This is a genomic window from Sphingosinicella sp. (assembly GCF_041916975.1).
In the GTDB taxonomy this organism is placed as follows: Bacteria; Pseudomonadota; Alphaproteobacteria; order Sphingomonadales; family Sphingomonadaceae; genus Sphingosinicella.
In genome coordinates, this window is the sequence record NZ_JAYRYK010000001.1 from 139,894 (window position 1) to 160,083 (window position 20,190).

General features: G+C 65.7%; 20 protein-coding genes. 11 read left to right on the forward strand and 9 right to left on the reverse strand.

Annotated elements, in window-relative coordinates:
- The first annotated feature begins 7 nt into the window (after window positions 1-7).
- From ACE3TJ_RS00710 to ACE3TJ_RS00735, 6 genes are all read left to right on the forward strand, one after another.
- Window positions 8-790: an enoyl-CoA hydratase-related protein gene (locus tag ACE3TJ_RS00710; protein ID WP_374592869.1), complete on the forward strand. Its 783-nt coding sequence runs from the start codon at window positions 8-10 to the stop codon at window positions 788-790.
- Window positions 787-1,521: an N-formylglutamate amidohydrolase gene (locus ACE3TJ_RS00715; RefSeq protein WP_374592871.1), complete on the forward strand. Its 735-nt coding sequence runs from the start codon at window positions 787-789 to the stop codon at window positions 1,519-1,521. The genes ACE3TJ_RS00710 and ACE3TJ_RS00715 overlap by 4 nt, the downstream gene beginning before the upstream one ends.
- Complete coding sequence (gene ilvD, locus ACE3TJ_RS00720; RefSeq protein WP_374592874.1) at window positions 1,518-3,236, forward strand: dihydroxy-acid dehydratase; 1,719 nt, start codon at window positions 1,518-1,520, stop codon at window positions 3,234-3,236. Before ACE3TJ_RS00715 ends, ilvD begins: the two co-directional genes overlap by 4 nt.
- Window positions 3,237-3,252: 16 nt before the next feature.
- Window positions 3,253-3,414, forward strand: coding sequence for a hypothetical protein (locus ACE3TJ_RS00725; RefSeq protein ID WP_374592876.1), 162 nt, complete (start codon window positions 3,253-3,255; stop codon window positions 3,412-3,414).
- Window positions 3,415-3,592: 178 nt separating this feature from the next.
- Window positions 3,593-4,933, forward strand: coding sequence for an NAD(P)H-hydrate dehydratase (locus tag ACE3TJ_RS00730; RefSeq protein WP_374592878.1), 1,341 nt, complete (start codon window positions 3,593-3,595; stop codon window positions 4,931-4,933).
- A gap of 2 nt (window positions 4,934-4,935) precedes the next feature.
- Entirely contained in the window at window positions 4,936-6,123 is a 1,188-nt protein-coding gene (locus ACE3TJ_RS00735; protein ID WP_374592880.1) for a class I SAM-dependent RNA methyltransferase, read from the forward strand.
- Here the strand turns inward: ACE3TJ_RS00735 and ACE3TJ_RS00740 are convergent.
- Window positions 6,120-7,172 (reverse strand): deoxyhypusine synthase, encoded by a 1,053-nt coding sequence (locus tag ACE3TJ_RS00740; protein ID WP_374592882.1) that lies wholly within the window; start codon window positions 7,170-7,172, stop codon window positions 6,120-6,122. The genes ACE3TJ_RS00735 and ACE3TJ_RS00740 overlap by 4 nt on opposite strands.
- 131 nt (window positions 7,173-7,303) lie before the next feature.
- Window positions 7,304-8,485, reverse strand: coding sequence for an alanine racemase (locus ACE3TJ_RS00745; RefSeq protein ID WP_374592884.1), 1,182 nt, complete (start codon window positions 8,483-8,485; stop codon window positions 7,304-7,306).
- Window positions 8,486-8,646: 161 nt separating this feature from the next.
- On the opposite strand from ACE3TJ_RS00745, the gene ACE3TJ_RS00750 reads away from it, so the two are divergent.
- Window positions 8,647-9,597 (forward strand): threonine/serine dehydratase, encoded by a 951-nt coding sequence (locus ACE3TJ_RS00750; protein ID WP_374592886.1) that lies wholly within the window; start codon window positions 8,647-8,649, stop codon window positions 9,595-9,597.
- Here the strand turns inward: ACE3TJ_RS00750 and ACE3TJ_RS00755 are convergent.
- Together ACE3TJ_RS00755 and glpD are read right to left on the reverse strand one after the other, a co-directional pair.
- The gene (locus ACE3TJ_RS00755; protein ID WP_374592888.1) at window positions 9,594-9,833 is read right to left on the reverse strand and encodes a hypothetical protein; all 240 of its coding nucleotides are present in this window, start codon (window positions 9,831-9,833) and stop codon (window positions 9,594-9,596) included. The genes ACE3TJ_RS00750 and ACE3TJ_RS00755 overlap by 4 nt on opposite strands.
- A 45-nt stretch (window positions 9,834-9,878) precedes the next feature.
- Entirely contained in the window at window positions 9,879-11,351 is a 1,473-nt protein-coding gene (gene glpD, locus ACE3TJ_RS00760) for a glycerol-3-phosphate dehydrogenase (protein ID WP_374592890.1), read from the reverse strand.
- A gap of 43 nt (window positions 11,352-11,394) precedes the next feature.
- On the opposite strand from glpD, the gene glpK reads away from it, so the two are divergent.
- The 3 genes from glpK (at window position 11,395) to ACE3TJ_RS00775 (ending at window position 15,219) form a co-directional block, all read left to right on the forward strand.
- Complete coding sequence (gene glpK, locus ACE3TJ_RS00765; protein WP_374592892.1) at window positions 11,395-12,870, forward strand: glycerol kinase GlpK; 1,476 nt, start codon at window positions 11,395-11,397, stop codon at window positions 12,868-12,870.
- A complete protein-coding gene (locus ACE3TJ_RS00770; protein ID WP_374592894.1) occupies window positions 12,867-13,046 on the forward strand; it encodes a hypothetical protein in 180 nt (59 codons plus the stop codon). Before glpK ends, ACE3TJ_RS00770 begins: the two co-directional genes overlap by 4 nt.
- 70 nt (window positions 13,047-13,116) lie before the next feature.
- Window positions 13,117-15,219 (forward strand): PQQ-dependent dehydrogenase, methanol/ethanol family, encoded by a 2,103-nt coding sequence (locus ACE3TJ_RS00775; protein WP_374592896.1) that lies wholly within the window; start codon window positions 13,117-13,119, stop codon window positions 15,217-15,219.
- On the opposite strand, the gene ACE3TJ_RS00780 is transcribed toward ACE3TJ_RS00775, so the two are convergent.
- The gene (locus ACE3TJ_RS00780; RefSeq protein ID WP_374592898.1) at window positions 15,216-15,707 is read right to left on the reverse strand and encodes a GNAT family N-acetyltransferase; all 492 of its coding nucleotides are present in this window, start codon (window positions 15,705-15,707) and stop codon (window positions 15,216-15,218) included. The genes ACE3TJ_RS00775 and ACE3TJ_RS00780 overlap by 4 nt on opposite strands.
- Entirely contained in the window at window positions 15,704-16,885 is a 1,182-nt protein-coding gene (locus ACE3TJ_RS00785; RefSeq protein ID WP_374592900.1) for a VWA domain-containing protein, read from the reverse strand. Before ACE3TJ_RS00785 ends, ACE3TJ_RS00780 begins: the two co-directional genes overlap by 4 nt.
- 157 nt (window positions 16,886-17,042) lie before the next feature.
- Here ACE3TJ_RS00785 and ACE3TJ_RS00790 point away from each other — a divergent pair, with 157 nt between their 5' ends.
- Window positions 17,043-17,756: an SDR family NAD(P)-dependent oxidoreductase gene (locus ACE3TJ_RS00790; RefSeq protein ID WP_374592902.1), complete on the forward strand. Its 714-nt coding sequence runs from the start codon at window positions 17,043-17,045 to the stop codon at window positions 17,754-17,756.
- A gap of 58 nt (window positions 17,757-17,814) precedes the next feature.
- Here the strand turns inward: ACE3TJ_RS00790 and ACE3TJ_RS00795 are convergent, their stop codons facing one another.
- The 3 genes from ACE3TJ_RS00795 to ACE3TJ_RS00805 all read right to left on the reverse strand — a co-directional run bounded on the left by ACE3TJ_RS00795 (window position 17,815) and on the right by ACE3TJ_RS00805 (window position 20,183).
- A complete protein-coding gene (locus ACE3TJ_RS00795; RefSeq protein ID WP_374592904.1) occupies window positions 17,815-18,513 on the reverse strand; it encodes a PEP-CTERM sorting domain-containing protein in 699 nt (232 codons plus the stop codon).
- Between the two features lie 145 nt (window positions 18,514-18,658).
- Window positions 18,659-19,321 (reverse strand): hypothetical protein, encoded by a 663-nt coding sequence (locus ACE3TJ_RS00800; protein WP_374592906.1) that lies wholly within the window; start codon window positions 19,319-19,321, stop codon window positions 18,659-18,661.
- Window positions 19,322-19,331: 10 nt separating this feature from the next.
- Window positions 19,332-20,183 (reverse strand): AAA family ATPase, encoded by an 852-nt coding sequence (locus ACE3TJ_RS00805; RefSeq protein ID WP_374592908.1) that lies wholly within the window; start codon window positions 20,181-20,183, stop codon window positions 19,332-19,334.
- Between the last annotated feature and the right edge of the window lie 7 nt (window positions 20,184-20,190).

Consider the following 20,190-nt stretch of genomic DNA (forward strand, 5'->3'; position numbering starts at 1 on the left):
GGGTGAAATGACCGACGCGCTGCAACTCGAAATCGACGGGCCGGTCGCGCGCATCGCTTTCCACCGTGCGGACAAGCGCAACGCCATCTCGCAGGCGATGTGGGAAGCATTTCCCCGTCTGGTCGATGCTGCGGTTGCCGAGCGCGCGGTGCGTGTCCTCGTCATCCAGTCCGCGACGCCTGCCATGTTCTCGGCAGGGGCCGATATCGGCGAGTTTTCCGAGAAAGCCCGCGATCCGGTGTGGCAAGCCGGGAACCGCCGGGCACTGCGCGGCGCACAGCTCGCCATTTCGCGCGCACCGATCCCGACGCTTGCCATCGTTGATGGAGACTGCGTGGGCGCAGGGTGCGGTGTCGCGCTCGCCTGCGACATGCGGATCGCTTCGTCACGCGCGCGGTTCGGCATTACTCCGGCGAAGCTGGGGCTCGTCTATCCGCTGCACGACATCAAGCTGCTCGTCGATCTCGTCGGGCCGGGGCAGGCGCGGCGCATTCTCTACACGGGCGAGCTTCTGTCGGCGGACGAAGCGCTCGTTATCGGCCTCATCGAGGTGGGCACGACCGTGGAGGCGCTGAGCCGCGAGGCGGAGTTGCTGATCGCACGGATCGTTGAGAACGCGCCGTCGAGCACCACCGGGCTCAAGGGCCTCGTCCGCCGCGTGCTCGATGGCGACCGCGACGACGATGCGGATAGCGCCGCGATTTTCGACGCGGCCTTCGCGGGCACCGATTTCGCCGAAGGGCTGGCGGCATTCGCCGCGCGCCGCAAGCCGGTGTTCGCCGATCGATGAGTGCTGCCGAATATCTGCCCGGCGCCCCGGGCCGCCTGCTCATCATCGCCGACCACGCCTCGAACGCCGTTCCTGCCGATCTCGTGCTCGGTGTCAGCGCCACGGACCTCCAGAAGCACATCGCATGGGATATCGGCACTGCGGCGCTGGCGCGCGGGCTGTCGGCCGCACTCAATGCGCCGGCGATCCTCGCAATCGCATCGCGTCTCGTAGCCGATTGCAACCGCGCGCCGGAGGACAACGGCGCGATCCCGTCCGCAAGCGACGGTATTCCCGTTCCGAGCAATGTGTCGCTCAGCGCAGAAGAGCGGCTGACGCGCCTTGCAGCCTGGCACGAACCCTATCACGCAGCGATCGCCGAGGCGCTCGATCGGTTGAAACCGCAGCTTCTCGTCTCGATCCACAGCTTCACGCCAAGCCTCGCCTCGCGCCCCGAAGAAACGCGCCCGTGGCAGGTCGCGCTGCTCTACAACCGAGACGACCGCGCCGCACGCATCGCCATTCGCGTCCTCGCCGACGACGGTTTCACGGTCGGCGACAACGAGCCTTACTCAGGCGCGGTCTACGGCTACACGACGGACCGTCACGCAGAGGCGAGGGGGCTTTCCTATCTCACCTTCGAGATCCGCCAGGATCTCCTTGCCGACGAAGGCGCGATTGCCGCATGGACGCAGCGTCTCGGTCGTGTCATTGGCATCGTCGAATCTGAGCTTCTGGAGGTAATCGCATGACGACGTTCGACAAATCGAAATTGCCGAGCCGTTATGTGTCGGTAGGCCCCGAGCGCGCGCCTCAGCGGTCGTACTATTACGCGATGGGGCTCACCGAAGAAGAGATCGCCCGCCCGTTCGTTGGCGTCGTCTCGGCGGGCAACGACAGCGCACCCTGCAACACGATGCTCGACCATCAGGCGGACATCGCCCGCAAGGGCGTGCACGCGGCAGGTGGCCTGCCGCGCCGTTTCAACACCATCACCGTCACCGATGGTATCGCGATGGGCCACCAGGGCATGAAGGCCTCGCTCGTCAGCCGCGAGGTGATCGCGGACTCGGTCGAGCTTTCGGTGCGCGGTCACTGCTATGACGCCATCGTCGGCTTCGCAGGTTGCGACAAGTCGCTGCCGGGCATGATGATGGCGATGCTGCGTCTGAATGTGCCTTCGATCTTCGTTTACGGCGGTTCGATCCTGCCGGGCCGGTACGAGGGACGCGACCTCACGGTGCAGGACGTGTTCGAAGTCGTCGGTCAGTACGCGTCGGGCAAGTGTCCGCTCTCGCACCTGACCGCGATCGAGAAGGCGGCGTGCCCCGGCCACGGCGCCTGCGGCGGCCAGTACACGGCGAACACGATGGCGTGCGTGGCGGAGGCGATTGGCCTCAGCCTGCCGAACAGCAACATGGCGCCCGCGCCCTACGAGACGCGCGACGATATCGCCGAGGCGGCAGGGCGGCAGATCATGAAACTGATCGAACGGAACCTCCGCCCGCGCGACATCTGTACGCGCGAGGCGTTCGAGAATGCGGCGCGGGTTGTGGCGGCGACGGGCGGCTCCACGAACGGCGCTCTGCACCTTCCGGCGATGGCTTCGGAGGCGGGCATCGAATTCGATCTTTTCGATGTCGCGGAGATTTTCAAATCAACGCCTTATGTCGCAGACTTGAAGCCGGGTGGTCAGTACGTCGCCAAGGACATGTATGAGGCAGGCGGCGTCTACATGATGATGAAGACGCTCCTCGCGGGCGGCTTCCTGCACGGCAATTGCATGACCGTGACGGGCAAGACGCTGGGCGAGAACATCGAGGAAATCACCTGGAACCCCGACCAGAAGGTCATCCGCGAGGTTTCAAACCCGATCACCCCCACGGGCGGTGTCGTCGGCCTTAAGGGCTCGCTCGCCCCGGACGGCGCCATCGTGAAGGTCGCCGGGCTCGCCAAGCTGGTCTTCGAAGGCCCGGCCCGCGTCTTTGATTGCGAAGAGGACGCGTTCGCTGCCGTCGAGAACCGCCAGTTTGAGGAGGGCGAAGTCCTCGTCATCCGCTACGAAGGCCCCAAGGGCGGCCCCGGCATGCGCGAAATGCTCGCCACCACCGCCGCGCTCTATGGACAGGGCATGGGCGACAAAGTTGCGCTGATCACCGACGGGCGTTTCTCGGGCGCGACGCGCGGCTTCTGCATCGGCCACGTCGGCCCCGAAGCTTCGGACTGCGGCCCCATCGCGCTGATCGAGAACGGCGACCTCATTCGCATCGACGCTGTCGAGGGAACCATAGACCTCCTCGTCGGCGACGATGTTCTCGCTGAGCGCCGCGCGCGCTGGCAGCCGCGTGTCAATGCCTACCAGTCCGGTGCGCTCTGGCGCTACGCCCAGAACGTCGGCCCCGCCAGCAAGGGCGCCTGCACGCACCCCGGCGCCCGCGCCGAGCGCCACGTCTACGCCGACATCTGAGCGCGAAGACAGCGATGTGGGCGAGGTCGGCAGCGGCAGCACGGGGATCGACTTCGGCTGCGGCGGCACCGTGCCTTCGCTCCGCTCCTGCACCGGCTGCGGTATCGCGGACCATACGGGCTCGCCGCGCGAATCGCGGGGAATCTCGCCCGGTGTCGTCCTGACGCCGCCCGCATAGAAAGGGGACGGCGCACAAGCGCCGAAAAGGAGCGTGACGGCAAGGACCACGAGGACGGGAAGACGCATGACGTCATATGCTGTCGCAAGAACAGTGCGCGTTGACAAGCCTGCCATGATCGGTGTCGGGTCTTTCCATGCCCGCTGAATATCCACCGCTTCTGCCCCGCGAACCCGTGGTGACCGCAGCCGAAATGCGCGCCGCTGAAGCCCGCGCGATCGCTGCGGGGACGAGCGGGTTCGAACTGATGTGCCGCGCCGGTGAAGCCGCTGCCGCGGCGATTGCCGCGTTTTATGGGCCTGCACCGGCACTGGTGCTGGCAGGGCCGGGCAACAATGGCGGTGACGGTTATGTGGTCGCGAATGCGCTGAGACAGCGCCGCTGGCCGGTCGAAGTCGCCGCAGTGGCGGCGCCCGCGACCGAAGCGGCACGGCAGGCCGCCCTGCTGTGGAATGCGCCAGTGATGGACATCGCCGACGCGGAGTCGCGCTTCGTGCTCGTCGACGCCCTGTTCGGAACCGGCCTCACGCGCGGGTTGGAAGAGCCGATTCTCACAAAACTTCATGAACTTGCGCACGCATCTTCAGTTATCGTCGCGCTCGATCTGCCGAGCGGCGCCGCGACCGACAACGGCGCCGTGCTGTCGCCCCTCGCGCCTGCGGACCTTACCGTGACATTCGGTGCGATGAAGCCTTCGCACCTTCTCCATCCCGCCTCGGCATCCTGCGGGCGTGTCGTCGTCGCCGACATCGGCCTTGGCGAGATCGGGACGCTGCTCTTCAGAAACGGTGCGCCGCACGCCGCCGCGCTCTCGCCAGACGCGCACAAGTACCGGCGCGGACATGTACTCGTCGTTTCCGGCGCGATGGCGGGGGCGGCATGGCTTGCCGCCCGCGCAGCGCAGCGGGCAGGCGCAGGTTATGTGACGCTGGCGTCCGAGACGGCGCTGCCCCCGTCTTCACTGGTCGTGCAGCCGCTCGCCGAAATCGAACTTGGCCGCGCGGACGCGATTGTTCTCGGTTCGGGCCTCGGCCGGGACGCTGCGGCGCGCGCGCGGGCTGAGGCGGTGCTCGGCGCCGGAAAGCCGTTGGTCCTTGATGCCGATATCTTCTCGCTGTTCGCGAACGATCCGGCGCCGGTCTTCGGCCTCGGCGCCGTGATGACGCCGCACGAAGGCGAGTTTGTACGGCTGTTCGGCGATCTTCCGGGCGATCTTCCGGGCAGCAAAGTGGACCGTGCCCGTATCGCCGCCGCGCGGTCCGGCAACGTGATCGTTCTGAAAGGGCCGGACACGGTGATCGCCGCGCCCGATGGCCGCGCGGTCATCAACGATCATGCGTCGGCACGCCTCGCCACGGCCGGGAGCGGCGACGTGCTTTCAGGCATGATCGCGGCGCACCTCGCGCGCGGCGATGCGCCGTTCGAAGCCGCCTGCGCTGCCGTATGGCGTCACGGCGACGCCGCGCTTCGGGGGCGGGACGGCCTGATCGCGGAAGACCTCGTCGGTCTGATCCGTTGAGCATGGAAACTATCGTCCGCCTCGCGGCGCGTGGTGACGGCGTCACGCAAAGTGGCCGCTATGTCGCCGGGACGATTCCCGGCGATACGGTGGACGGTGACGTCATCACGGCGGGACTGCACCGGATCGCACCCGCCTGCAGGCATTTCGGCGTCTGCGGCGGCTGCCAGTTGCAGCACGCGGACGATGCCGTGCTCGCGGAGTTCGTTTCAGGCCGCATCCTCGGCGCGCTTGCCGGTGTCGGCATCGTGCCGGAGACGGTCCACCCCACGCATCTTTCGCCAGCAGGCGCACGGCGGCGAGCAAGCTTCCGGCTGGTGCGCGACGGCGGAGGGGTCCGCATAGGCTTCAATGTCGAGGGCAGCAGTGCGGTTGTCGATCTCGAAGAATGTCCCGTGGTCCGGCCTGCGCTCTGGGATGCCGCGTGCAAGCTTCGAAGCGCGCTCGCGCCGCGTTTGCGGGCGGGTCATGCCGTCGGCATGACGCTCACGGAAACGCTCTCCGGCTTTGACGTTCTGCTTACCAACCTTTCGCTGCCCGCGGCGGACATCGGCGCACTCGCCGCGCTCGCATCGGAGGCGAGGCTGGCCCGGATCGCGACGGAAACCGCCGCAGGCGTCGAGATCGTACTTCAGATTGCCGAACCCGCCGTGCGCTTCGGTGACGTCACCGTCGCTTTGCCGCCGGGCGGATTTCTGCAGGCGACAGGCGACGGCGAAGCGGCCTTGCAGGCGGCTGTGCTGGAGGGGGTCGGCAAGGCAGGCGCGGTCGCCGACCTCTTCTGCGGGGCGGGCACCTTCGCGCTGCCGCTTTCAGCAGGCGCCAAGGTCTTTGCGGCGGATGCCGCGCGCGATGCCGTGGGGGCACTGTCGGCGGCTGCGAAACGCGCGGGGCGCCCGGTTACGACCGCGCATCGCGATCTGTTTCGCCAGCCGTTGCAGGCCGCGGAACTCAACAAGTTCGATGTCGTGGTTCTCGATCCGCCGCGCGCGGGCGCGAAGACGCAGGTAGAGACGATCGCGCGCTCGAAAGTGAAGCGGGTGGTGCACGTTTCGTGCAATCCCAACACGTTCGCGCGTGATGCGAAGATCCTGCGCGAGGCGGGATTCAGGCTGGAGGCGCTATGGCCGGTCGGCCAGTTCCGCTGGTCGATCCATGTGGAACTGGCCGCCGTGTTCCTTCGAGATTAGGCGAAGAGCTTCGCCCAGCCGTGCTTCGGGCGGCTCTTCCAGTGGCCGCGGTGGTAGGCGTCCGACGCCAGCAGCGGCAGAACCGAACCGGCTTCGGCGTAGACCATCTGCTCAAGCGTGGTATCGACCTTGCCCCAGCTTGCGGCTTCCTTGAGCGTTGAGGACGAGCAGGCGCCGTCGCGGACGTCGGCGACGGTGATCTGCACGGCGTACTTGTGCATCTCCACGTCCTCATGGCCGAGGATTTCGGCGCAGACGACGGTATCCTGCACGAAGTTCTTCGGCACGCCGCCGCCGATCATCAGAAGGCCGGTGGTGCCCGCCTTGATCTTGATGTCGGTGAGTTCGCGGAAGTCCGCGATCGAATCCATCGTCATGTACGGGCGGCCCGCCTTCATGGCATCGACCTGATGCTTGACGAGGCCGAAGCCCGCCGAGCTATCCGTGAACGCCGGGCAGAAGATCGGCACGTCGTGCTCGAAAGCGAGCTTGACGAGGCTGTTGTCCTTCTTGCCGTGCTTCGAGAGGTAGCGGCCCATCTCGCGGATGAACGCGCGGCTCGAATAGGGCTTCGGGTCGAGGCCGTTGGCGATCTCGCCGATCGTGTGGTCGCAATCCTGCAGCTGCTCTTCATCGATATAGGTATCGTAGATGCGATCGATGTAGAGCGAGCGCAGCACGTTATCGTCAGGGATTTCAAGCGCCTGATAGTGCTTGTGGCCAAGGCCTTCGAAGAAATCCATATCGACGATCGAGGCGCCGGTGGCGATGATGCCGTCCACCATGTTGTTGGCGACGAGGTCCGCATAAAGGTTCATGCAGCCGCCCGCCGAGGTCGAACCGGCGATGACGAGGAAGATCGAGCAGTTCTTGTCTTCCAGCATGGCGTTGTAGATCTTCGTGGCGCGCGCGAGGTCGCGGCTGGTGAAGCTCATGCCGTCCATCTGGTCGATGATCGGGCGGGCATCGAAGCTCTTGATGTCGATATGACGCACTTCCTTCGAGAGAAGCTCCGCCTTGCGCTGCGCGTCTACGCGAACATCGGTCATTGGTATTCCTTCCAGTCGATAAGTTGCTGTGGACTGGCTCGGCGCATGAAAAGCGCCGCCCGCGGCCGGATTTGCCGGCGCCGAGCGGGAAGGGGACGGCCGCACGCCCTGTTCGGGGCAGGCGGCCGTTCTCAGTTGCGTATGGCAGTAACGCCCTGCGGTGTCGACTCCGTGACAGCGTAGGCGCTTGCCATCGGCTCGTCGGTGACGATCACCGTCTCGCCGTTCACGAAGCCGTTGAACGCCGTGCGCATCGCCGCGCCATAGGCGCCGAGCATACCGATTTCGATATAGTCGCCGGCCTTGACGTCAGCAGGCAGCATGAACGGGCCGGCCATGTAATCCATGTCGTCGCAGGTCGGGCCGTAGAAGCTGAACGCTTCTTCCGCGCCGATGCTGCCGCGCAGCAGCTTCACGGGGAAGCGCCATGCGACATGCGCCGCATCGAACAGCGAGCCGTAGGCACCGTCGTTGATGTAAATGACGTCGCCCTTGCGCCGCTCCACGCGCACCAGAACGCTCGCGTACTCGGCGCAGAGCGCACGGCCCGGCTCGCACCAAAGCTCCGCCGAATAGCTGATCGGCATCGCTTCGAAGGCGCGGTGGATCGCATCGAAGAACATCTGCATCGGCGCCGGGTCCATGCCCGGATAGATCGACGGGAAGCCGCCGCCGACATCGACGACGTCAACCGTCACGCCCGCGTGCACGATCGCGGCGCGCACCAGCGTCATCGCCTCCACATAGGCCTGCGGGCTCATCGCCTGGCTGCCGACATGGAAGCAGACGCCAAGCGCGTCCGCCGCCTGCCGCGCCGCGAGCAGCAGCGCCGGGGCCTCCTCGATGGAGGCGCCGAACTTGGAAGCAAGGCTGAGCTTCGAATGCGCCGAGGAGACGCGCAGCCGCACGCAGAGCGTAAGATCGCTCGCGGCGCCCGTGGCTTCGACGATTTTCGCGAGCTCTTCATGGCTGTCGAGCGAGAAGGTGCGGACGCCGTGCTCGAAATACGCCTCGGTGATCGCTTCGGGCGACTTCACCGGGTGCATGAAGCACAAGGTCGCTTCGGGCAGCAGGCCGCGCACGAGGCGCACCTCGTTGATCGAGGCGACGTCGAAATGCGTGATGCCGCCGTCCCAGAGCGTCTTGATGATCTCGGGCGAGGGATTGGCCTTCACGGCATACATCGACAGCCCCGGAAACTTCTCGACGAAGAATCGGGCCGCACGATGTGCAGCGTGAGGACGAATGAGGGTGACAGGCGCGTCAGGTCGAAGGACCGACGCTACCCCCAGCGCGCTATGGAATTCTCGCAACTCAAGGGACCTCCAGTGAACAGTTGACATGCACTGCCTTGCGGTGGAAGTCCCATGGGGCAGCGGAGGCGCTATGTAGGGTCGAGGGGTCGCGATGTAAAGAAAAAATCGCTGAAGCGTTTTTATTGTTTCCTCAAGTGAAATCAGCGAGTTAACAAAATATGAAACTCCCCGCCCTGGAAGACGTCCAAGCTGCGGCAGCGCGCATCGCCGGTGTCGCCGTTCGAACACCGCTTTTGCGCTCGGATACGCTCGATGACGTGACTGGCGCGAAGGTCTGGCTGAAGGCCGAATGCCTGCAGCGCACCGGCTCGTTCAAGTTCCGCGGGGCGTGGAACCGGCTGTCGGTGCTAACGCCGGAAGAGCGCCGTGCGGGGGTGGTCGCGTTCTCGTCGGGGAATCACGCGCAGGGCGTCGCGCTGGCGGCAAAACTGCTTGGCATCCGCGCAACGATCATCATGCCGTCCGACGCGCCGCGCATCAAGGTGGAGGCGACGCGCGGCCACGGTGCAGAGGTTATCAGCTACGACAGGCTCACCGAACCCCGCGATGCCATCGCGGCGAAGATCGTGGCCGAGCGTGGCGGCGTGATCGTGGCGCCGTTCAATGATCCCTATGTCGTGGCGGGGCAGGGCACGGCAGGTCTCGAGATCGCCGAAGATATCGGTCAGCCGGACGTCGCACTCGTTTGCTGCGGAGGTGGCGGCCTCGCCAGCGGCATCGCGCTTGCGCTGTCGGACAGCGAAATCGTCGTCGTGGAGCCCGAAGGCTATGATGACGTCATCCGCTCGCTCGCAAGCGGCGTCATCGAGCCGGTGCGCGATCCGGGGCCGACCCTGTGCGACGCGCTCCAAACGCTGGCAACCGCGCCGCTCACCTTCGGCATACTGCAGGTGCGCGGTGCACGCGGCGTTGCTGTCTCCGAGGCCGAGGTGAAGGCTGCGGTGGCGTTCGCGTTCCGCGCGCTGAAATTGGTGGTGGAGCCCGGCGGTGCGGCGGCGCTCGCTGCCGCGCTTTCGGGCAAGCTCGATCTCAAGGGCAAGACCGTCGCGATCACCCTGTCGGGTGGCAACGTCGACGCGGAAACCTACCGGGTCTGTCTCGGGGTTTAGGCGACGCTCGTCTTGCGGACCGTCGGGCTCTTTGCCGGCACCGGCGTGTCAAGCAGGCCGTCGAGTTCGTAGGCCGCGCGCGCGGCACCATCGCCGAGACGCTTGATGTCGGTCGCGAAAGCGCTCGCGTCCTTGCCGGGGCGCGCCAGCGTCATCGCGTCGATCAGCGCGTCGAGCAGGCTGACGGACGTGCTGGTGGCGTAATCGGCGGCGAAGTTGTGATTATGTGCGACCATGGGGCGATTTCCTCGTGCGTTGCGAGGGAATCTACGACCCGCTTCCTAACTCTTGGTAAATCGTGCGGCGAACCACTGTGCGACGGCCGCCCTTGCGTCGTCGGAGAGGTGAAGGCCGAGCTTGCTGCGGCGCCAGAGCGCGTCGTCCGCCGTTTGCGCCCACTCCTCGGCGACCATGTGTTCAAGCTCCGCCGTGAACACCCCGCCCAGGTTTTCGCCAAGGCCGTTCTCCAGCATCTCGTCGGCGCGCGTGCCATAGAGACGCGCCAACCGGTCGACGATTCGTGGATCGTAGTCGGCGTGTTTCACGCGCAGGTTTTCGCGCCACTTCGTCCACGCCTGCTGGCCAGTGAGGCCGGGAATGCGCGGGAAGTCGCTGCCCGGCAGCGGCTGTTCCGCCGTCCAGCGCTGGCTCTCCGGAAACAGACGGCCGAGCACGTCTTCAGCGAGCAGGCGGTACGTGGTGATCTTGCCGCCGACGACCGTGACGGCGTCCCCGCCTTCGTGCGAGACGATCTTCCAGTCCCGCGTTGTCTCGCGCGCGCCTTTGCCTTCTTCCAGCACCAGCGGGCGGATGCCGGCGTAGGTGGAGATGATGTCGGCGCGTTCGAGCGGGCGTGAGAGATAGCGGTTCGCGGCGGCGAGCAGATAATCGGTTTCCGCCTCGGTGATCCGCGGCGTGTTCGGTGAGTCGATCGTCGTTTCGGTCGTGCCGATCAGCGAGAAGTCGTTTTCGTAGGGAATGATGAAGACGATGCGGCCGTCGGGCTGCTGGAGGATGTAGCTGTCCTGCCCGCGGCCGATACGGCGCGTGACGAGGTGGGCGCCCTGCACGAGCCGGAGGCGGGGCGCGTCCGGTAGACCGAGCACATTGGCGGCGACCTCGCTTGCCCACGGCCCCGCGCAGTTGATCACGCGCGCGGCGGAAAGGCTTGTGCCGTCGCCGAGTTGGGCGTCCCAGCCCGAGGCGGTGCGGGTCGCTGTGGTGACGGCGGTGCGGGGAAGGACGAGGGCGCCCCGATACGACGCATCCTGTGCGTTCGCGATGACGAGTCGGGCGTCGTCTACCCAACCGTCCCAGTACCGAAATGCCTGCGTGTAGCGCTTGTCGAGCGGCTGGCCGGCGTGATCGTCGCGGAGGACCACCTTCGACGAACCGGGCACCTGCTCGCGGTGCGCGAGATGATCGTAGAGGAAAAGACCGGCGCGGATCATCCAGCCGGGGCGCGTGTCCGGCCCCAAAGGCAGGATGAAGGGCATCGGGCGCGTGAGGTGCGCGGCGATATCGAGCAGGACTTCGCGCTCGGCCAGAGCCTTGCGGACCAGCCGGAACGCGTAGAATTCCAGATAGCGCAGCCCGCCGTGGATGAGCTTGGTGGAGGCGGCAGACGTCGCGCCGCCGATATCGGCGGCATCGACGAGCGCGACCTTGAGGCCGCGGCCCGACGCATCGCGCGCAAGCCCGGCACCATTGACGCCCGCGCCGATGATGAGAAGATCGAAATGGCCCCTGTTCACGGGCGTTTACCTAAAGCCGCTGCGCGCGCTAGGAAAGCGGGTAATGACGCACATCCTCAGCATCGACGAGGGCACGACCTCGACGCGCGCGGTGGCCTTCACCCCGGAAGGGCGCATCGGTGCCGCGTTCGGCGAGGAGATCGTCCAGCATTTCCCGCAAAGCGGCTGGGTGGAGCATGACCCCGCCGAGATCTGGGAAAAGACGCTGCGCGCCGCGAATCGGGTCGTCGACGCGGTCGGCGCACAATCGATCGCCGCGATCGGCATCACCAACCAGCGCGAGACGATCGTATTCTGGGACCGGAGGACCGGGGATCCGCTCGCGCCCGCGATCGTCTGGCAGGACCGGCGCGGCGCGGCGATCTGCGCGGACCTGAAGGCGCGCGGACTGGAAGACGATGTGCAGGGCCGCACCGGGCTGCTGCTCGACCCGTATTTCTCCGCAAGCAAGATCCGCTGGGCGCTCGAAAACTGGCCGGAGGTGCGCGACGCGGCCAAAGCCAAGCGGCTCGCGATAGGGACGATCGATTCGTGGCTTATCTGGCGCCTGACGGGCGGGCTCCATGTGACCGACGCGACGAACGCGGCGCGCACGCTGCTGATGGACCTTCAGCGCTGTACATGGGACGCGGGGCTCGCCGCGCTGTTCGATGTGCCGATGGATGCGCTGCCCGAGATCATCGACTGCGCCGGAGGCATCGGCGAGACCCGGCTGATCGGCGGGCGTGCGATTCCGATTTCGGGGTGCGCAGGGGACCAGCAGGCGGCAGCGATCGGGCAGGTGTGCCTCGATCCCGGCGCGGTCAAATCGACCTACGGCACGGGCGCGTTTCTGCTCGCACACGCGGGCGAAACGCCACCGGTGTCGTCGAACCGGCTGCTTTCGACCGTGGCGTGGCGGCTGGGTGGTCGTGCGGCCTATGCGCTCGAAGGCAGCATCTTCGTTGCGGGCAGCGCGATAAAATGGCTGCGCGACCAGATCGGCATCATCGCCAACGCTTCGGAAACCGCCGGTCTTGCAGCCTCGGTGCCGGACAGCGGCGGCGTTGCCTTCGTACCCGCTTTCAACGGCCTCGGCGCGCCGTGGTGGGAGCCGGAGGCGCGCGGCATCATCACCGGGATCAGCGGCGGCACGACGCGCGCACACATCGTCCGCGCCTGCCTTGAAGCCATGAGCCTGCAAACCTCCGACCTGCTGGACGCGATGCGCCGCGACGGCGTGTCGCCTTCACTGCTGCGCGTCGATGGCGGCATGGTGGCGAACGACTGGCTGTGTCAGGACCTTGCCGACGTGCTCGGCATCACCGTAGAGCGTCCGAGGGTCGTGGAAACGACGGCGCTCGGCGCGGCCATGCTGGCGGCGGTGGGACACGGTCTGTTCGCCGATCTCGAGTCGGCCGGCGTGATGTGGCACGCCGAGCGCAGGTTCGAGCCGGCGCTCAACGAGGAGGCGCGCACCGTGCGCAAAACGAACTGGGCAACCGCCGTAGGGCAAGTGATGGCAGGGCTTCCGGAATGACCAATATGCTTGCGATCATCCTGTCGTTTGCCGTGATCGCCGCCTTTGTCATCGGCGGCGGCGGTGTTTGGATCATCCTGAAGCGCCCCGCCGAGCGCAAAAAGGGCCTGCTGATGGTGGGCGTCGCCATCGTCACGCTTGTCAACGTCTGGCTGCTCGCGGCCCCCGTACCCTGACATTTTGCTTCAGTTGCCGTGGGCACGGCCCCGGTTAGACTCGCCGCCGCAACAGCGACGGGAGACGCGCGTGCGCCGATGGGGAGTGATCGTGGCCTGCCTGATGGCGGCCGCCTGTGGCAATGCGAGCAAGAAAGCGGCACTGCCGGTCGATGATGCGCGGCTCGCCGCGGCGGCGGACGAGCCCGGAAGCTGGCTGACGCATGGCGGCACTTACGAGGAGCAGCGCTACAGCCGGCTCGATGCGGTGAACGCAGGCAACGTCGGCAAGCTCGGACTTGCGTGGAGCCACAGCTTCGACACGAACCGGGGGCAGGAAGCGACGCCGATCGTGGCGGACGGCGTGCTCTACACGACCTCGGCATGGTCCAAGGTTTACGCGTTCGACGCAAAGACGGGCGCGCTGCTTTGGGAACATGATCCGAAGGTGCCGGGCGAGACCGGCTTCAAGGCGTGCTGCGACGTCGTGAACCGCGGCGTCGCGCTTTACGACGGCAAGGTCTATTCGGGGACGCTCGACGGGCGCCTGATCGCGCTCGATGCGAAAACCGGCAAGCCCGTCTGGAGCGAGGTCACGGTCGATCAGTCCAAGCCCTACACGATCACCGGCGCACCGCGCATCGTGAAGGGCAGGGTGCTGATCGGCAACGGCGGCGCCGAATACGGCGTACGCGGCTATGTTTCCGCCTATGACGCGAAGACCGGCAAGCTGGCATGGCGGTTCTACACGGTGCCGCCCGGCCCCGGCGCGCCCGCGGACGGCGCGGCTTCGGACCCGATAATCGAGACCATGCGCGCCACGTGGGCGGGCGACTGGTCGAAATTCGGCGGCGGCGGCACGGTGTGGGACGCGATCGTCTATGACAAGGATTTCAACCAGATCCTGATCGGCGTCGGCAACGGCAGTCCGTGGAACCACAAGGTCCGCTCCGAAGGGAAGGGCGACAACCTGTTCGTCTCGTCGGTCGTCGCGCTCGATGCCGATACCGGCGCCTACAAGTGGCACTATCAGGGGACGCCGGGCGAGACGTGGGATTTCACGCAGACGCAGCCGATCATCCTTGCCGATCTCAGCATCGACGGTGCGTCGCGCAAGGTGATGATGCAGGCGCCGAAGAACGGCTATTTCTATGTGATCGACCGCAAGGATGGGCAACTCGTCTCGGCGAAGGGCTTCGTACCGCAGACGTGGACGACCGGCGTCGACATGGCGACGGGGCGGCCGATCGAAGCCGAGAATGCCCGCTTCACCAAGGGGACGTTTGTCGCGCTTCCCTCGGCGTTCGGCGCGCACAACTGGCATCCGATGGCGTTCAGCCCCAAGACCGGCCTCGTTTACCTCCCCGCGCAGGAGGTGCCTTTCGCCTATCTCGCCGATGCGAAATTCAAGGGCCGGGAAGGCGGTTGGAATGTGGGGATAGACTTCCTTGCCAACGCCGTGCCGGATGATCCGGCGCAGTTCCGCGCGCTCCGCGCCCTGCTGAAGGGCCAGCTCATCGCGTGGGATCCCGTGCAGCAGAAAGAGATGTGGCGCGTCCAGTACGACGGGCCGTGGAACGGCGGCGTGCTCGCGACGGCAGGGAACCTCGTGTTTCAAGGGAACGCCCACGGCGAATTCGCGGCCTTTGCGGCCGACAGCGGCAAGAAGCTCTGGGGCTTCGATGCGGGCACGGGCGTGATCGCCGCGCCGGTCAGCTATGCGGTGGACGGCGAACAATATGTGGCGGTGATGGCGGGCTATGGCGGCGCCTATCCGCTTTCGTCGTCGTTCGTCGACAATCCGCGACCGATGCCCAGCGGCCGTCTGCTCGTCTTCAAGCTCGGCGGGCGCACACCCTACAAGATCGAGCGCATCGAGAATGCGCCTGCTACGGTCGTCGAGGCTGCATGGAGCGCCGAGACCGTGACACACGGGGCTGCGCTCTATGAGGGCACGTGCGGTGTCTGCCACGGCCCGGCGGGCATTTCCTCCGGCGTTCTGCCCGATCTGCGGCGCTCGGGTGTGCTTGCCGACAAGGACAACTGGAACGCCGTCGTCATCGGCGGTGCGCTCAAGGATCGCGGCATGGTGAGCTTTGCACCGTGGATGTCGGCCGACGACGCCGAGGCTATCCGTGCTTATGTTGCCGGCAAGGCGAAGTTGTTGGCGGCCGAGGAAGCGAGGGGCGGCTAAGGCAAATCGCGCCACATCACACAGCGCCGGGCCGGGTTCGGCTGCACCGCCAGTCGGCGCGCGAGTGCGGGCGGGATCTGATCGGCGGCGAGCACCCGGAAACCCATCCGTTCATAGTAGGGTGCATTCCAGGGGATCGTACGGTCCGTTGTCAGGCTCGCGGCCTTGAAACGGCGCACTGCCGCCTCGGCGAGCGCGGCTTCGATGAGCACCCGGCCGATGCCGCGACGCTGGTGCGATGCCGAGACCGATATCTCATCGATGTAGAAGCTGCTTTCCAGCCGCTCGGCCCGGAGGTAGCCCACGGGCATTCCGCCCTCATCCGCGACCCATAGTTTGTTCTGCGCAAGCGCGGGATGGAAATGTTCGGGTGCCGATGTCTGGCCGACCGCCCACGCCATGTGCGTGCCTTCGAACAGCGTGCCGGCGGACAGTTCGACGACCGTCAACGCTGCGATGTCGGCCTCGCTTCCGTAGCGGACGATCAATGCGTTCGGGTCAGCGCGCGCATGGCGTCGTCGAGCCCATCCAGCGTCAGCGGAAACATGCGGCCTTCCATCAGGGTCTTCACCATCTGGATGGACTGCCCGTACTGCCAGTTCTTCTCGGGGATGGGGTTCAGCCACACGGCGCTGTGGTAGATGTCGGTCATCCGCCGCATCCACACCTCGCCGGCCTCCTCGTTCCAGTGCTCCACAGAGCCGCCCGGATAGTTGATCTCATACGGGCTCATCGAGGCGTCGCCCACGAAGATCAATTTGTAGTCCGCCGGGAACTTGTGGAGCACGTCGAGCGTCGGCGTGCGCTCGGTGAAGCGGCGGCGATTGTCCTTCCACACGCCCTCGTAGACGAAATTGTGGAAGTAGAAGAATTCGAGGTGCTTGAACTCGCTGCTCGCGGCTGAGAACAGTTCCTCGCAGAGCTTGATGTGCGGGTCCATCGATCCGCCGACATCGAGAAACAGTAGCACCTTCACCGCATTGTGCCGCTCCGGGCGCATCACGATATCGAGATACGCCTTGCGCGCGGTGCCCTTGATCGTCGCGTCGAGGTCCAGCTCGTCCGCTGCGCCGGTGCGCGCGAAGCGGCGCAAGCGGCGCAGCGCCACCTTGATGTTGCGTGTGCCCAGTTCGACCTCGTTGTCGAGGTTCTTGAACTCGCGCTTGTCCCAAACCTTGATGGCGCGGCCCTGCCGGCCTTCCTTCTGGCCGATGCGCACGCCTTCGGGGTTGTAACCATAGGCTCCGAAGGGCGATTTCCCCGCCGTCCCGATCCATTTGTTGCCGCCTTCGTGGCGTTCCTTCTGCTCTTCGAGGCGCTTTTTCAGCGTCTCCATGATCTCGTCCCACGAGCCCAGTTTCTCGATCTCGGCCTTTTCCTCATCCGTCAGATAAAGCTCGGCGAGTTTCTTCAGCCACTCTTCCGGGATTTCGGCGGTTTCCGCCTCGAAGCTGGTTTCAAGGCCGTGGAAGACCTTGCCGAACACTTGGTCGAAACGGTCGAGCAGCGCCTCGTCCTTCACGTAGGCTGCGCGGGAAAGGTAATAGAAACTCTCGACGTTCCGGTCGATCACGCCCGCCTTCAGCGCCTCCAGAAGCGTCAGATGCTCCTTGAGGCTCGCCGGAATCTTGGCAGCGCGGAGGGCGTCGAGGAAGTCCAGAAACATGGGGTGCGGGGCCTTTCGGTGGTCCAGTCGGCGGGGAGCATAGAGCAATCCGCGCGCGGAGGCATTAGCCGGTTCCGCTAGGGCTGTCACATTCGCGACCTTGCACCGCTGCGCCGCGCCCGCATTGTGCGCTCCGCAATAGAACGAGGAGACGGGCATGAGCTGGGCGGCGGGCAAGAGCGTTCTGGTGACGGGTGGAACGCAGGGCATCGGGCACGCGACCGCGCTCGCCTTCCGCAATCTCGGCGCGAATGTCACCGTCACCGGCACGCGGGAAGCGGCTTCCGCGTATGACGGTGACCTTGAGGGGCTTTCCTACGTGAAGGTCAACATGGCGGAGAAAGCGGATATCGCTGCTTTGGGCGCGGGGCTGTCGGCGCTCGACGTGCTGGTGAACAATGCCGGAATGGTCAGCGAAAACGAGTACGACCTTGCGAACTTCGAGGCGGTGATCGCGGTCAACCTCAATGCCGTGATGGACGTGTGCCTGCGCTGCCATCCGCTGCTGAAGGTCGGGGGCGGCAGCATCGTGAACGTCGGCTCGCTGGCCTCGTTCCTCGCGCTCAGGGAAACGCCGGCTTACAATGCCAGCAAGGCCGGAATCCTCGGGCTCACGCGTGCGCTCGCCGACAAATGGGCGCCCGACGGCATCCGGGTCAACATGGTGGCGCCGGGGTTCATCGAAACGCGCATGACAGCGCCCATGCGCCGCGATGCGAACTCCGAAAGCCGCATGTTGAAGGCGATCCCGATGCGCCGGTGGGGGCGGCCCGAGGAGGTCGCGGAGCCGATCGTCTTTCTCGCCTCTCCCGGCGCGGCTTACATCACCGGACAGAGCCTCGCGATGGACGGCGGGCTGATGCTGCGCTGAGACCAAAAAAAGGGCGGTGCGACCATCGTCACACCGCCCTTGCCAGGATTGCGTCCGTTCAGCGCCGACGGCGCACGACACCGAGACCCGCAAGGCCAAGGCCGAGGAGCGCGAGGCTCGCAGGCTCCGGCACGTCGGTCGGATCGGGATCGGGGTCAGGGTCCGAAAGGACAGCGGTGAAGCCGATGTTGTTGAAATCAACCTGGCCGTTCGAGCCCGTGAGCCACGCGTTGACGTAACGGACGTTCGTCGGGAAATCGAGCGCGTAGTCCTCGGGCGTGATCGGGGTGCCGTCGCTGCCGTCGGTATTGCCGAGCCGCGGCGCCTCGGTGAGGGAGCCGACCAGTTCCCATGCGTCGTCGTAGAACGTGAAGATGATCTCATCCACGTCGTAGCTCTCGCTGTGGTAGTTCCAGAAATGCATGGTCGAGAGGTCGTATTCGGCGCCGAAGTCGAACACGAGTTCGAGGTGTCCGCCGCTGACCCAGACGTGGGTCGAAGGGGAACGGTGAAATTCCGTGGAGGTCGCCGTCGGCGCGTCGATGACATTCGCCAGCGAGGCGGTGATGTTCAGGTTCTGGAACGGGCCGTTGGTCGGGTCCGCGAGTACGTCCGCGTCATGGCTGTCGCCGAGCGAAACCGTGACGCCGGATGCGGCATTCAGGTAAACAGGGGCGGCCATTGCCGCCATCGGCAATGTCGCCAGCGCGGTAAACACAGTGGCACGCACCGCGTGTTCAATCCAACCCGAATTCATCTGCCCCTCCTCATCGCAATCTGTGGAGGGGCTCGATGCAAGCGACATGCCATATTTGCAAAACGAAAGGATTTTGGCGGCTGGACAGGCAGAGTTCACGGCAGCGCAATTTTCATTTTGTAAATTTCACCAACACCCTTGGAAATCAGCGAAGACGCGTGATTGCGTGAAGGCCCATGGCGAGCCAGCCGAGGCCGATCATCGCCGCCGCGAGGCTGCCGAACTGGAGGGGCTGGATCAGGGCAGGGAGGATCGCGAGCGGCGCGGGGAGGCACAGCGCGCCAAGCACCCGTCGCCCCGATCGGAACAACGCGACCGCAGCACCGCCCGAGGCAAGCGCGAGCAGCCCGAACTTGATCCAGACCGGCCAGGGGAGGAGGGCAAGGGCATTGCCGGGGGCGGAGAGGTTCGCGGTGATATCGAGAAGCAGCGTGTTTTCCACCGCATCGCTTGCCGCCGCCACGAGGCCGAGCGCGCCGAAAGCCAGCCAGATGCGGCGTTTCCGGTCCTGCGCGATCCCGGCAAAGAAACTGAATACGAAGAAGCCGTAGATCGGCATGAACAGGAAATCGAGCCGGTTGCCGCGGTCCATCGCGGCGATGCGCGCCGGGTCTGCGGGGGTGCCGAAGACATGATCGAGATGCACCTGAGTCCTGGAAAACTCGAAGAGGAGCACCGGGCTCTGCACGCGCGCATCGGGAAGCGGCGCTGCGAGGGTCTTCGGGAACACCGCCTGCATGACGGCGAACATCAGAACGACAAGACCGAACAGAACCACGGTTGTGCGTCTGTCGGCCAGCCAGTTCATGGGTTCGACCCTATCCCGGCTTGCCGTCGCGCCGCGATATGAACGCGAGGCGCTCGAACAGCATCACATCCTGCTCGTTTTTGAGGAGCGCGCCGTGGAGCGGCGGGATCAGCTTCTTGGGATCGCGCGAGCGCAGCACGTCGAGCGGCAGATCCTCGTGCATCAGCAGCTTCAGCCAGTCGAGCAGCTCGGAAGTCGAGGGCTTCTTCTTGAGGCCGGGCACGTCGCGGATATCGTAGAAGACGGAGAGTGCCTCGCGCACCAGTTCCTTCTGGATGCCGGGGAAGTGTACATCGACGATCGCCTGCATCGTCTCACGGTCCGGGAATTTGATGTAGTGGAAGAAGCAGCGGCGCAGAAACGCGTCCGGCAGTTCCTTCTCGTTGTTGGACGTGATGATGACGATGGGGCGCTCGGCGGCCTTCACCGTCTCGCCGGTCTCGTAGACGTGGAACTCCATGCGATCGAGTTCCTGCAGAAGATCGTTCGGGAACTCGATGTCGGCCTTGTCGATCTCGTCGATCAGCAGCACGGGGAGGGTGGGCGACGTGAACGCCTCCCACAGCTTGCCCTTGCGGATGTAGTTGCGGATGTCGTGCACGCGCTCGTCGCCGAGCTGGCTGTCGCGCAGGCGGCTGACGGCGTCGTATTCGTAGAGGCCCTGCTGCGCCTTGGTGGTGGACTTCACGTGCCATTCAATGAGCGGGGCGCCCATCGCCGCGGCAACTTCGGCCGCCAGCACCGTCTTGCCCGTACCGGGCTCACCCTTCACCAGCAGCGGACGCCGGAGCGTCGCCGCTGCATTCACGGCAACCTTGAGGTCGTCGGTCGCGACATAGCCGCTGGTGCCTTCGAAACGCATGAACTTC

What these genes read in the sequence shown, in the direction of transcription:
- ACE3TJ_RS00710 (WP_374592869.1), top strand. Translation starts at nt 8, where the DNA reads ATGACCGACGCGCTGCAACTCGAAATCGACGGGCCGGTCGCGCGCATC.
- ACE3TJ_RS00715 (WP_374592871.1), top strand. Translation starts at nt 787, where the DNA reads ATGAGTGCTGCCGAATATCTGCCCGGCGCCCCGGGCCGCCTGCTCATC.
- ilvD (WP_374592874.1), top strand. Translation starts at nt 1,518, where the DNA reads ATGACGACGTTCGACAAATCGAAATTGCCGAGCCGTTATGTGTCGGTA.
- ACE3TJ_RS00735 (WP_374592880.1), top strand. Translation starts at nt 4,936, where the DNA reads ATGGAAACTATCGTCCGCCTCGCGGCGCGTGGTGACGGCGTCACGCAA.
- ACE3TJ_RS00740 (WP_374592882.1), bottom strand. Translation starts at nt 7,172, where the DNA reads ATGACCGATGTTCGCGTAGACGCGCAGCGCAAGGCGGAGCTTCTCTCG.
- ACE3TJ_RS00750 (WP_374592886.1), top strand. Translation starts at nt 8,647, where the DNA reads ATGAAACTCCCCGCCCTGGAAGACGTCCAAGCTGCGGCAGCGCGCATC.
- ACE3TJ_RS00755 (WP_374592888.1), bottom strand. Translation starts at nt 9,833, where the DNA reads ATGGTCGCACATAATCACAACTTCGCCGCCGATTACGCCACCAGCACG.
- glpK (WP_374592892.1), top strand. Translation starts at nt 11,395, where the DNA reads ATGACGCACATCCTCAGCATCGACGAGGGCACGACCTCGACGCGCGCG.
- ACE3TJ_RS00770 (WP_374592894.1), top strand. Translation starts at nt 12,867, where the DNA reads ATGACCAATATGCTTGCGATCATCCTGTCGTTTGCCGTGATCGCCGCC.
- ACE3TJ_RS00785 (WP_374592900.1), bottom strand. Translation starts at nt 16,885, where the DNA reads ATGTTTCTGGACTTCCTCGACGCCCTCCGCGCTGCCAAGATTCCGGCG.
- ACE3TJ_RS00790 (WP_374592902.1), top strand. Translation starts at nt 17,043, where the DNA reads ATGAGCTGGGCGGCGGGCAAGAGCGTTCTGGTGACGGGTGGAACGCAG.
- ACE3TJ_RS00795 (WP_374592904.1), bottom strand. Translation starts at nt 18,513, where the DNA reads ATGAATTCGGGTTGGATTGAACACGCGGTGCGTGCCACTGTGTTTACC.
- ACE3TJ_RS00800 (WP_374592906.1), bottom strand. Translation starts at nt 19,321, where the DNA reads ATGAACTGGCTGGCCGACAGACGCACAACCGTGGTTCTGTTCGGTCTT.
- ACE3TJ_RS00805 (WP_374592908.1), bottom strand. Translation starts at nt 20,183, where the DNA reads ATGCGTTTCGAAGGCACCAGCGGCTATGTCGCGACCGACGACCTCAAG.